Here is an 11,600-nt window from a genome sequence, read left to right as displayed (position 1 = left end):
CGATGATCCCGCCGACCGCGACGACGACCTTCGCGACCGACACGATGGTCTCCCACGCCTCGGACCCGAACACCTTGTCCCAGAACGACTGCTTCCCCAGACCCGCGTCCGCGGCCGCACCGATCTTCGTCGCGGTGCGCCGTTCCCCGTCCTCCCAGTCCCCACGAGCATCCGCGACGAGCCGCTTCGCCGCCTCGATCCGCGACTGCGCCGCAGCGATGTCCCCCTGGGCCGAGCTGACGGATCCCTGCGCGACGGTCGTGTTGTCGGACGCTGCCCGCAACTGCGCCGGCGAGGGCACGTCCACCCCGTCCGGCACCTCCGACCCCGCCGGGTACTGGTCCGCGACCTTCGACAGGTTCCGCGCGGCCGTCTGGTAATGGCTCAGCGTCGCCTGCGCATCCGACAGACGCGACTGCGCGGCCGCGAGGTCACCGGCGGCGTCCTTCGCGTCCGCGAGCGCACCATCGGCGCGGTACTGGGTGTCGTCGACGACGTCCGCCCACCCCGACAACGCCGACGCCGCCTGCTCGTACGAGGCAACGAGTTTCGACAGGTCACCGGGGGTGTCCGCGATCGCGTCGACGAACACGTCGGCGGCTTCGCCCTCCCAGTCCGTCAACCACCCCGACCCCTTCACCGAGTTCAACCGCGTCGACGCATCCTGCGCAGCGTCCGAGATCCGCTGGTACTCCCGGGCCATCACCCGCAACGTCGCGGGATCACCCTTCACCGGATCATCGCCCTGATCGACGACATCCCACCCCGACGGACGCCCCATGTTCCCTCCCCAGGTCGTTCTGCAGATCACGCTTTCCACAGAAGTACGGGTGTGACCATATCAGGGGCCACGATCGCCGGCAGTGCGCTGGCGCTCGCGGTCAGAGCTCCGTGCGGAGCATCGCGATGTCCGGGTACCCGCGCAGGCGGAAGCGCGTCGGCCGGACGGCGAGCTCCTCGACGAGGTCGGGCACGAGCGACCGCAGCCGACCGAACGGAACCGGCAGCGTCTGCCCGTCGAGGGTCACGAGCACGACGGTGTCCACTGCCGCGACGATGGTCTCGACGTCCTCGGTCCAGGACGAGTAGGCGAACGCCGCATCCCCCTCGTCGAGTCGCGCGACGAACACCGGCGCCACGTGGACGTCCTCGCCGACGCGGTCGAACACGGCCTGCAGCGCCTCCTGCTGCAGGTTCGCTGCCGTCGAGGTCCAGAGCGCCCGGATGGTCCGGAGGTCTCCATCGAGGCCCGCACGTTCGAACGGCTGCCATCCGTCCGGCCCGAACACGACGGGCGGCCCGCTCAGGACATCGCCGTCTTCATCGGAGAGGACCTGCTGCGCGAGTCCGGCGGCGGTGTCCAGCCCGACCACATCAGCGTTCCCGGTCAGGATGAACGTCGTGGGAGCGACCGGGAACAGCACCGGAGCGCCGTCGAGGTCGATGCCCTGGAGACTGGACGGAGCGGCCACCACCAGCACGGCCAGATCCGGGTCCTGCACGACGACCGTTCCCGGCCGGACGACCGCGACGTCACTTGCCGCCTGCTGCTGCGCCACCTCGACGGCCGCCCGCAGGACGTCCTCGTCCGTCATCCCCAGGTCGCGCAGAGCTGCGGCACTGATGACGGAGCCCTGGTCATCCGCGAGGATCACGCCGAGGTCCGGAGCGACCGGCACGACGTGCGGCAGAGCGTCCACCGTCCCGTCGATCTCCGCCCTGGTGCGGCGGATCCCCGCCGTGTCCAGGCCGACGATCCGGGCAGTGGCGATGTTCATGCCCAAACCGTCAGAACCACTTCTCGGCGCGGTGGTCCGCCTGGATCCGGCGGATGGTGTTCGACCGCGACCGGAGCACGAGCGAGTCCGTGTGGATGACGCCGCGCGAACGCCGGACACCGTCGACGAGGACGCCGTCGGTGACCCCGGTCGCGACGAAGAACGTGTTGTCACCGGTGACGAGGTCGTCCTGGTCGAGGACCTTGTCGAGGTCGTGGCCGGCGGCGATCGCCTTCTCGCGCTCCTCGTCGTCCTTCGGCTGCAGCTTGCCGAGGATCACACCGCCGAGCGCCTTGATCGCGCACGCCGTGATGATGCCCTCCGGGGTGCCACCGACACCGACGCACATGTCGATCGTCGAACCGGGCAGCGCCGCCGCGATCCCACCGGCGACGTCACCGTCGAGCAGCAGGCGCGTGCCGGCACCGGTCGCACGGATCGCACGGATGAGCTCGTCGTGCCGGGGGCGGTCGAGGACGGCGATCTGCATGTCCTCGAGGTCCTTGCCCTTCGCCTTCGCGAGCGCGCGGATGTTCTCCCCGATCGGCTTCTCGAGGTCGAGGACCCCGCGCCCCTCGGGCCCGGCGGCGATCTTGTCCATGTAGAACACGGCCGACGGGTCGTACATCGAGCCGCGGTCCGACACGGCCATCACCGAGATGGCGTTCTGTCGGCCGGCGGCGGTGAGCGAGGTGCCGTCGATCGGGTCGACCGCGATGTCGCAGGCCGGGCCGTGGCCGTTGCCGACGTGCTCGCCGTTGTAGAGCATCGGGGCGTTGTCCTTCTCGCCCTCGCCGATCACGACGACACCGTCGAAGTTGACCGTCCCGAGGAACTTCCGCATCGCGTCGACGGCGGCACCGTCCGCGAGGTTCTTCTCACCACGACCGACCCACGGCTGCGCACGGATCGCCGCGGCCTCCGTCGCACGCACGAGCTCGAGCGCCAGGTTGCGGTCGGGCTGGAGGAACAGGGAGCCGGTCTCAGTCGTGGGAGTCACGGCTGCCAGCCTACCGACGGGCCGGGTCGGCGCCGCCGCCGTGAACGCATGTGCAGGGCGGCCGGAACCGGCCTGCGTAACCCGCACCGCCCCTCCAGAGCGCATGACTAGGCTCGGGCTGGACACCACCACGTCGAAGGAGATACCAGTGCCCATCGCAACGCCGGAACAGTACGCCGAGATGCTCGAACGCGCGAAGGCCGGCAAGTTCGCCTACCCCGCGGTCAACGTCTCGTCGTCGCAGACCATCAACGCGGTCCTCCAGGGACTGCAGGAGGCCGGTTCGGACGGCATCCTCCAGGTCACCACCGGTGGTGCCGACTACTTCGCCGGGCACACGGTGAAGAACCGTGCCGCCGGCGCGCTCGCGATGGCGAAGTTCGCGCACGAGGTCGCGAAGAACTACGACATCACCGTCGCGCTGCACACCGACCACTGCCCGAAGGACGCCCTCGACGGCTTCGTCCTGCCCCTCATCGCCGCGAGTGAGGAGGAGGTCCGTGCCGGGCGCAACCCGATCTTCCAGTCGCACATGTGGGACGGCTCGGCCGTGCCGCTCGACGAGAACATCGAGATCGCCAGGACGATGATCGAGAAGACGCGGAACATCAACGCGATCCTCGAGGTCGAGATCGGCGTCGTCGGCGGCGAGGAGGACGGCGTCCAGCACGAGGGCACGAACGACGCGCTGTACACCACGCCCGGTGACGTCGAGAAGGTCGTCGACGCGCTCGGTCTCGGCGACAAGGGCCGCTGGATCGCCGCGCTCACCTTCGGCAACGTGCACGGCGTCTACAAGCCCGGCAACGTCAAGCTCCGCCCGGAGCTCCTCGGCGAGATCCAGGCCTCGGTGGCGGCGAAGCACGGCACCGGCGAGAACCCGCTCGACCTCGTCTTCCACGGTGGCTCGGGTTCGACGGACGACGAGATCCACGAGGCCGTCCGCAACGGTGTCATCAAGATGAACATCGACACGGACACGCAGTACGCGTTCACGCGCTCCATCGCGGATTCCATGTTCCGGAACTACGACGGCGTCCTCAAGATCGACGGCGAGGTCGGCAACAAGAAGCAGTACGACCCGCGCGCCTGGGGCAAGGTGGCCGAGACCGCCATGGCAGCCCGCGTGGTCGAGGCCGCGAAGGTCCTCGGCTCCGCCGGTCACACCAAGGGCTGAACGACCGGTCCTGCCGATCGGCCTGGAGGAACGGGGCGCGTCCGTCGGACGCGCCCCGTCCTGCGTCCGGTCACCTCCGCCGCATGCCACGATGGCAGGGTGACCGTCGACGCCATCGCCTCCGAGTTCGCCCAGTACGTCACCGAGTCGCCCACCGCGTTCCACGCGGCCGCGGCCGCACGGGACCGGCTGGTCGGAGCGGGCTTCACCGAGTTGTCCGAACTCGACGCCTGGCCGACCGAGGCCGGCGCGTACGTCGTGGTGCGGGACGGTGCGGTGATCGCCTGGCGTCTGCCCGAGGGTGCGGCGGCGACGACGCCGTTCCGGATCCTGGGTTCGCACACCGACTCCCCCGGCTTCCGGGTGAAGCCGAACCCGGGCGTGCGGACCGGCGGGTGGGAGCAGCTCAACGTCGAGGTGTACGGCGGCGCGCTGCTCTCCACGTGGTTCGATCGAGACCTCCGGATCGCCGGTCGTGTGGTCGACGCGGACGGCACGGTGCGCCTGGTGTCGACCGACGCGGTCGCCCGGATCCCGAACCTGGCGATCCACCTCGACCGGGGCGTGAACGACGGCAAGGAGATCGACCGTCAGCGGCACACGCTTCCGATCGTCGGCGTCGACGGTGAGGCGGGCGGCGCGGACGTCGTGTCGTGGCTGCGCGCGCGGCTCGGCGAGCAGGCCGTGTCGTGGGACCTCTTCCTCGCGGACACCCAGACACCGACGCGGATCGGCATCGAGCGCGAGTTCCTCGCTTCCGGTCGGATGGACAACCTGACCAGCGTGCACGCCGGCATCCGCGCCATCGTGGACGCCCCGGTCGACGCTGCCCACATCCCGGTGTTCGCCGCGTTCGACCACGAGGAGATCGGGTCGTCGACGCCGTCCGGGGCCGGTGGCCCGTTCCTCGAGGACGTGCTCGGCCGCGTGCAGGAGGGCCTGGGCGCCACCCGGTCCGAGGCGGCGCGGGCGTTCCGTGCCTCGTGGCTGCTGTCGAGCGACGCCGGTCACCTCGTGCACCCGAACCAGCCGGAGAAGCACGACCCGACGAACCGTCCGCGCCCGGGCGGGGGCCCGCTCCTGAAGATCAGCGCGAACCAGCGCTACATGACCGAGGCGAAGGGCGAGGCGGTCTGGTCGGCCGCGTGCGAGGCAGCCGGGGTGCCGTGGCAGCCGTTCGTCAACGTGAACACCATCCCCGGCGGATCGACCATCGGCCCGATCGCGGCGACGCGGCTCGGGATCCCGACGATCGACATCGGCGTCGGACTCCTGTCGATGCACTCGATCCGCGAACTCGTGCACCTCGACGACCTCGCCGCCCTGCACGGTGCGGTGGCCGCGTTCCTCGCCGGGTAGCGCGCGGGAGGTCGGGGTCCGGGGTGCGGCTCAGCCCCCGGTCATCCGGAGCATGTACGCGGCGAACGCCGGGTCGTGGAAGACCACGATGAGCACCGGCACCATGCCGAGGACCGTCGCGACCACGCCGCCGACGAGCGGGACCCAGAACGTCCACCGCCGAGCGCGCAGTCGTCGGAGGGACCACCAGGCGACCAGCACGAACAACACGACGAGCACCAGCGCCCGTACCAGCACGGCGGACGACAGCGCCGCGGGATCGGCCAGCTCGGTGTACTGCTGCTCGACGACCGTGCGGATGGTCGATGCCGTGCTGCCCACCGCGAGCGCCTCGATCACCGACCACAGCCCGATCACGAGCAGTCCGACGGTGAGGAGGACGTCGAGCGGTGACGCGCCGAACCGCCCGGTCGCGGGCGTCGCACGCGCGGCACCGCCCGGGGCGTCCGGCGCTCCGGTCCCGGGCTGCCGGCCACGGGCCGCGTCCTCCGCCGCCTGCTCGCGCAGTGCGCGGGACCGCTCCTGCTGCTCACGGCGTTCCTGCTCGACGAGGACCGGGTTCACCCAGCCCTCCGGCGCGTACTCGCCGTACTGCGGTGCCGGACGGCCGTGGACGCGACCGTCCGCCGGGGCAGGGGCCGGCGAGGCGGGATCGCGCCGCGCCTCCAGGCCGTCCGCCGTCTGCGCCGGTCCGCGCGGGGGGACCGACGACCAGTCGCCGCTCACCGGCGACGCCCGCCGAGCGCGCGGGTCGGCTTGCCGGCGGCGTCCGTGCGGAGCTCCTTCGGGAGCGAGAACATGAGGTCCTCGTGGGCGGTGACGACCTCTTCGACCGTGCCGTAGCCGGCGTCGGCGAGCTGGTCGAGCACCTCGGCCACGAGTTCCTCGGGCACGGACGCGCCACTCGTCACCCCGACGGTGCGGACGCCGGCGAGCCAGTCCTGCTGGATCTCGTCCGCGTAGTCGACGCGGTGCGCGGCCTTCGCACCGTGCTCGAGCGCGACCTCCACCAGGCGGACGCTGTTCGACGAGTTCGCGGACCCGACCACGATGACGAGGTCGGCCGCCGGCGCGACCTTCTTGATCGCCACCTGACGGTTCTGGGTCGCGTAGCAGATGTCGTCGGACGGCGGGTTCTCGATCGCGGGGAACTTCTCGCGGAGGAGCCGCACGGTCTCCATCGTCTCGTCGACGCTCAGCGTCGTCTGCGACAGCCACACGAGGTTCTCCGGGTCGGGGACCTCGAGCGCGGCCACGTCCTCCGGTCCGTTGACGAGGATCGTGCGCTCGGGCGCGTGCCCCATCGTGCCCTCGACCTCTTCGTGGCCGGCGTGCCCGATGAGGATGATCGTGCGCTCGGTCTTGGCGAACCGGGTGGCCTCGCGGTGGACCTTCGTGACGAGCGGGCACGTGGCGTCGATGGCGTGGAGGTCGCGCTCGGCGGCACCGGCGACCACCGCGGGTGAGACGCCGTGGGCGCTGAACACCACGTGCGAACCGCGCGGGACCTCGGCGACGTCGTCGACGAAGACCGCTCCGCGCTGCTCGAGCGTCGACACGACGTGGACGTTGTGGACGATCTGCTTGCGGACGTAGACGGGCTCGCCGTACTGCTCCAGCGCCTTCTCGACGGCGACGACCGCACGGTCCACGCCGGCGCAGTAGCCACGGGGCGCCGCGAGCAGGACCTTCTTCGTGCCGGCGACCGGTTCGTCCCGCAGCCGGCCGCGCGCCGCGAGCACCCGCGGCGGGGCGAGCGGGACCGTGTGGCCGTTGGTGATCGTCACGTCCCCGATGATAGGTGAGCGCATCGCGCGCGGGCTGGGCGTGCGCGGGGACCGGTGTCGTGGGCGTCCGGCAGGATTGGACGGCACCACCACGTGAGGAGCTTGCATGGCGATCGAACAGGGACCCCCGACGGCCGACAACCCCTGGCCGGTGGCGCTGCTCGGCGCGAAGCTGCGGGACTGGATCGACCGCCTCGGCACCGCCTGGGTCGAAGGCGAGATCACCCAGTGGAACGTCGCCGGCGGCAACGTCTACGGCAAGCTCAAGGACGTCGAAGTCGACGCGACGGTGTCGTTCTCGATCTGGTCGAGCGTGCGCGCCCGGGTGCCGGCGGACATCAAGCAGGGCGACCGCGTGGTCGCCGCGGTGAAGCCGAACTACTGGGTCAAGGGCGGCTCCCTGACGATGCAGGTCGTCGAGATGAAGCACGTCGGCCTGGGCGACCTGCTCGAACGGCTCGAGCGGCTCCGGCGCACCCTCGCCGAGGAAGGGCTCTTCGACCCCTCCCGGAAGAAGCGGCTGCCGTTCCTGCCGCACCGCATCGGGCTCATCACCGGCAAGGACTCCGACGCCGAGAAGGACGTCAAGCGCAACGCACAGCTGCGGTGGCCCCAGGTCGAGTTCCGGACGATCCACACCGCGGTGCAGGGCGAGCGGACGGTCGGCGAGGTCACGGCCGCCATCCTCGAACTCGACGCCGACCCGTCCGTCGACGTCATCATCGTCGCCCGGGGCGGTGGCGACTTCCAGAACCTGCTCGGCTTCAGCGACGAAGGGCTGGTGCGCGCAGCGGCCGCCGCGGTCACGCCGATCGTCTCGGCCATCGGGCACGAAGCCGACCGGCCGATCCTCGACGAGGTGGCGGACCTCCGTGCCTCCACACCGACCGACGCCGCGAAGCGCGTGGTGCCCGACGTCGCCGAGGAACTCGCGAACGTCCGGCAGGCGCGTGCCCGGCTCGGCATCCGGCTGTCGCACACGCTCTCCGTCGAGGCGGACCGCATCGCCGCCCTGCGGTCGCGTCCGGCACTCGCGTCCACCGCGTGGCTGGTCGACACCCGTGCGGAAGAGGTGGCGCGTGACCTCTCCCGCGCGCGGGAACTCCTCGACCGGCGGCTCGAACGATCGCACGCCGACGTCGGACACCTGACGGCTCGGCTCCGTGCGCTGTCGCCGCGGGACACCCTGCGGCGCGGGTACGCCATCGTGCAGACGGCGGACGGCGGTGTCGTCCGCGGCTCGGACGACCTGGACGGCGCGACCCCGGTGCACGTGACGCTCGGGGCGGGCACCGCCACCGGGACGCTCGAGCCCGACGGCCCGGGTCCGGACGGCTCCTGACGGTTCTCCACGGGTCCGTCCTCGTGGGCCGCGGGTCGGTGGGTGCTCGGTAGGATCGAGGGGTGTCATCCCAGCAGGAACCCGAGCAGCCCGACGTCCAGTCGCTGAGCTACGAAGCCGCGCGCGACGAACTCGTGCGCGTCGTCGCCGAGCTCGAGCAGGGTTCCGCGACGCTCGAACGGTCCCTGTCCCTCTGGGAGCGCGGCGAGTCCCTGGCCGCGCGGTGTGAAGAGTGGCTGGTCGGTGCGCGGGCACGGCTCGACGCCGCGCGCGCCGCCTCCGAGTCGACGGACGGCGCGGCCCGATGACCGACGCCGACGGCCGCCCGATCGTCGCCGAGCTCGGCCGCCCCGAGACGGCTGAGGAGACCTGGGCACGCAAGGACGCCGCGCGGACGGCGCGTCGGCAGCACCAGACGGCGTTCAACCTCGTCCTCGCGCTCATCGCGTCGCTCGGCATCGTCCTGTTCCTGGTCGCCGTGGTCGTCCGCCCGAACACGACCGTCGTCGACCGCTCCGTGGACTACCAGCACGTCGCGGCCCAGGCGAAGGTGCCCGGCGTGACGCTCGCTGCGCCGGCGCTGCCGAAGGACTTCACGTCGAACCGTGCGGACTACAAGGACAAGACGGCGGACGGCGTCAGCGTCTGGACCGTCGGCCTGATCACCCCGGACAAGCAGTACATCGGCCTGCAGCAGGGCATCAGGGCGAACGCGACCTGGGTCTCGAACGAGCTCGAGCAGCACGCGGCCACCGGTTCCCGCACCATCTCCGGAACGAAGTGGACCGTGTACGACCGTCGGGCCGAGGGCGATGCCGCCGGCAACCAGGCGTACTCGCTCGTGTCGACCTTCGGGCAGAACACCGTCGTCCTGTCCGGTACCGCCGACGACGCGTCGTTCCGCACCGTCGCGAGCGCCGTCAGCAAGCAGTTCGCGAGCTGACGCGCACCTCCCCCACAGCAGCACCCGAACCCTGATCAGACCGAGGAGCCCCATGCCCGACCGCGCCGCCTCCACTCCCGCCGATGCCCTCCGCCTCCTCGTCGAGGGGAACGCTCGCTTCGCCGCGGACAAGCGCCGCACCGGCCGGATCGACCCGGACCGCCGGTCGGAACTGCAGGGGTCCCAGGCGCCGTTCGCCACGGTCCTCGGCTGCTCCGACTCGCGCGTGCCGTTCGAGCACGTGTTCGACGCCGGCATCGGTGACCTGTTCGCCATCCGGAACGCCGGTCAGATCGTCGACGACGTGGTGCTCGGATCGATCGAGTTCGCGGTCGTCGCGCTCGGCACCCCGCTCGTCGTGGTGCTCCGGCACACGAAGTGCGGCGCGGTCGCCGCTGCCCGCTCCGGTGAGCCCGTCCCCGCACCGCACCTGCAGGCACTCGTCGACGCCATCGCGCCGAGCGTCGAGCGCGTCCGCACGACCGACGCCGACGTCCCGCAGGAGTCCGTCGGCGCGGCCCACCTCGAAGCCACGCTCCGCCAGGTGATCGAGCGGTCGGGCGCCGTCTCCGACGCGATCGCCGAGGGTAGATTGGCCGTCGTCGGAGCGACCTACGACCTCACCACCGGCGAGGTCGCCGTCGACACCGTCGTGGGCCAGGCTTGACCGACCGACACGACGAACGTCCCGGACACCATCGGGACACCCCACCAGCCGGCGCGACAGCGGACGGCGAGCACTCCAGGAAGGACCACGACGACGTGACCGACACCACCCCGACCACCGTGACCGACAGCTCCGGCGAGTTCCGCATCGAGCACGACACCATGGGGGAGGTCCGGGTGCCGGCGTCCGCGCTGTACCGTGCGCAGACACAGCGCGCGGTCGAGAACTTCCCCATCTCGGGCAGCGGGCTGGAGTCGGCGCAGATCGTGGCGCTGGCCCGCATCAAGCGTGCGGCGGCGATCGTCAACGGGGAGCTCGGCATCGTCGACGCCGCGCTGGCCGACGCGATCGTGCGTGCGGCGGACACGATCATCGGCGGCGAGCACCACGACCAGTTCCCGGTGGACGTGTACCAGACCGGCAGTGGCACCTCGTCGAACATGAACATGAACGAGGTCCTCGCGACCCTCGCGTCCGACGTCGCCGGTGCGCCCGTGCACCCGAACGACCACGTGAACGCGTCGCAGTCCTCGAACGACGTCTTCCCCACCTCCGTGCACGTCGCCGTGACCGAAGCGCTGATCCGCACGCTCGTGCCGGCGCTCGAGCACCTGGCCGAGTCGCTCGAGGCGAAGACGACGCTCTGGGCCGACGCCGTGAAGTCCGGCCGTACCCACCTGATGGACGCCACCCCGGTCACGCTCGGGCAGGAGTTCGGCGGGTACGCGCGCCAGGTCCGCCTCGGGATCGAGCGCGTCAACGCCACCCTCCCGCGCGTCGCCGAGGTCCCGCTCGGCGGCACCGCCGTGGGCACCGGCATCAACACGCCGAAGGGCTTCCCGCAGCGTGTGATCGCCCAGCTGGCCGACGACACCGGCCTGCCGATCACCGAGGCGCTCGACCATTTCGAGGCCCAGGGCGCCCGTGACGCCCTCGTCGAGGCCTCCGGCGCGCTCAAGGTGATCGCGGTCAGCCTGACGAAGATCAACAACGACCTCCGCTGGATGGGGTCGGGGCCGAACACGGGCCTCGGTGAGCTCCACATCCCGGACCTCCAGCCGGGTTCGTCGATCATGCCCGGCAAGGTCAACCCGGTCATCCCCGAGGCCACGCTCATGGTCGCTGCTCGCGTGATCGGCAACGACGCCACGGTGGCATGGGCAGGTGCGTCCGGTGCCTTCGAGCTCAACGTGGCGATCCCGGTGATGGGCACGGCGTTGCTCGAGTCCATCCGCCTGCTGGCGAACAGCTCGCGCGTGCTCGCCGACAAGACGATCGACGGGCTCGAGGCGAACCTCGACCGTGCGCGTGCCTTCGCGGAGTCGTCGCCGTCGATCGTGACGCCGCTCAACCGCGTGATCGGGTACGAGGCCGCTGCGAAGGTCGCGAAGTTCGCCGTCGCCGAGGGCGTCACCGTGCGCGAGGCCGTGATCGCCCTCGGACACGTCGAGCGGGGCGAGGTCACCGAGGAGCAGCTCGACAGCGCCCTCGACGTGCTCTCGATGACGCACCCGAACTAGGGGTCACCACACGACGGACGGGAGGCG

The 11,600-nt window shown here is 71.2% G+C and carries 12 protein-coding genes; 7 read left to right on the top strand and 5 right to left on the bottom strand.

Features of this window, described 5'->3' with window-relative positions; all coding sequences use genetic code 11:
- From ACTJKO_RS15135 to glpX, 3 genes are all read right to left on the bottom strand, one after another.
- The coding region (locus ACTJKO_RS15135) for a putative T7SS-secreted protein (RefSeq protein ID WP_440687103.1) at positions 1 to 733 on the bottom strand (733 nt) is incomplete at its 3' end.
- 148 nt (positions 734 to 881) lie between these two features.
- On the bottom strand, positions 882 to 1,778 hold the full coding sequence (locus ACTJKO_RS15130) for a hypothetical protein (protein ID WP_440689970.1): 897 nt from the start codon (positions 1,776 to 1,778) through the stop codon (positions 882 to 884).
- Between the two features lie 10 nt (positions 1,779 to 1,788).
- Entirely contained in the window at positions 1,789 to 2,778 is a 990-nt protein-coding gene (gene glpX / locus ACTJKO_RS15125) for a class II fructose-bisphosphatase (RefSeq protein ID WP_440689969.1), read from the bottom strand.
- Between the two features lie 148 nt (positions 2,779 to 2,926).
- Here glpX and fbaA point away from each other — a divergent pair, with 148 nt between their 5' ends.
- Together fbaA and ACTJKO_RS15115 are read left to right on the top strand one after the other, a co-directional pair.
- A complete protein-coding gene (gene fbaA, locus ACTJKO_RS15120) occupies positions 2,927 to 3,955 on the top strand; it encodes a class II fructose-bisphosphate aldolase (RefSeq protein WP_440689968.1) in 1,029 nt (342 codons plus the stop codon).
- A 99-nt stretch (positions 3,956 to 4,054) separates the two neighbouring features.
- The gene (locus ACTJKO_RS15115) at positions 4,055 to 5,314 is read left to right on the top strand and encodes a M18 family aminopeptidase (RefSeq protein WP_440689967.1); all 1,260 of its coding nucleotides are present in this window, start codon (positions 4,055 to 4,057) and stop codon (positions 5,312 to 5,314) included.
- A gap of 30 nt (positions 5,315 to 5,344) precedes the next feature.
- Here ACTJKO_RS15115 and ACTJKO_RS15110 read toward each other — a convergent pair whose 3' ends face one another.
- Positions 5,345 to 6,040: a DUF6264 family protein gene (locus ACTJKO_RS15110; RefSeq protein ID WP_440689966.1), complete on the bottom strand. Its 696-nt coding sequence runs from the start codon at positions 6,038 to 6,040 to the stop codon at positions 5,345 to 5,347.
- Positions 6,037 to 7,125 carry a 4-hydroxy-3-methylbut-2-enyl diphosphate reductase gene (locus ACTJKO_RS15105; RefSeq protein ID WP_440689965.1) on the bottom strand — a complete coding sequence of 363 codons (1,089 nt, stop codon included), beginning with the start codon at positions 7,123 to 7,125 and terminating at the stop codon, positions 6,037 to 6,039. The genes ACTJKO_RS15110 and ACTJKO_RS15105 overlap by 4 nt, the downstream gene beginning before the upstream one ends.
- Before the next feature lie 82 nt (positions 7,126 to 7,207).
- On the opposite strand from ACTJKO_RS15105, the gene xseA reads away from it, so the two are divergent.
- The 5 genes from xseA (at position 7,208) to ACTJKO_RS15080 (ending at position 11,573) form a co-directional block, all read left to right on the top strand.
- Complete coding sequence (gene xseA, locus ACTJKO_RS15100) at positions 7,208 to 8,443, top strand: exodeoxyribonuclease VII large subunit (protein ID WP_440689964.1); 1,236 nt, start codon at positions 7,208 to 7,210, stop codon at positions 8,441 to 8,443.
- Between the two features lie 62 nt (positions 8,444 to 8,505).
- A complete protein-coding gene (locus tag ACTJKO_RS15095; protein ID WP_440689963.1) occupies positions 8,506 to 8,751 on the top strand; it encodes an exodeoxyribonuclease VII small subunit in 246 nt (81 codons plus the stop codon).
- Complete coding sequence (locus ACTJKO_RS15090; RefSeq protein WP_440689962.1) at positions 8,748 to 9,386, top strand: DUF4245 domain-containing protein; 639 nt, start codon at positions 8,748 to 8,750, stop codon at positions 9,384 to 9,386. The genes ACTJKO_RS15095 and ACTJKO_RS15090 overlap by 4 nt, the downstream gene beginning before the upstream one ends.
- Before the next feature lie 52 nt (positions 9,387 to 9,438).
- Positions 9,439 to 10,053, top strand: a complete 615-nt coding sequence (locus ACTJKO_RS15085) for a carbonic anhydrase (RefSeq protein ID WP_440689961.1) — start codon at positions 9,439 to 9,441, stop codon at positions 10,051 to 10,053.
- 119 nt (positions 10,054 to 10,172) lie between these two features.
- Positions 10,173 to 11,573 carry a class II fumarate hydratase gene (locus ACTJKO_RS15080; protein ID WP_440689971.1) on the top strand — a complete coding sequence of 467 codons (1,401 nt, stop codon included), beginning with the start codon at positions 10,173 to 10,175 and terminating at the stop codon, positions 11,571 to 11,573.
- Positions 11,574 to 11,600 lie beyond the last annotated feature (27 nt).

Origin of the sequence: Curtobacterium sp. 22159 (genome assembly GCF_052045775.1) — a bacterium.
GTDB lineage: Bacteria > Actinomycetota > Actinomycetes > Actinomycetales > Microbacteriaceae > Curtobacterium.
This window is presented reverse-complemented; position numbering and strand designations above follow the sequence as displayed.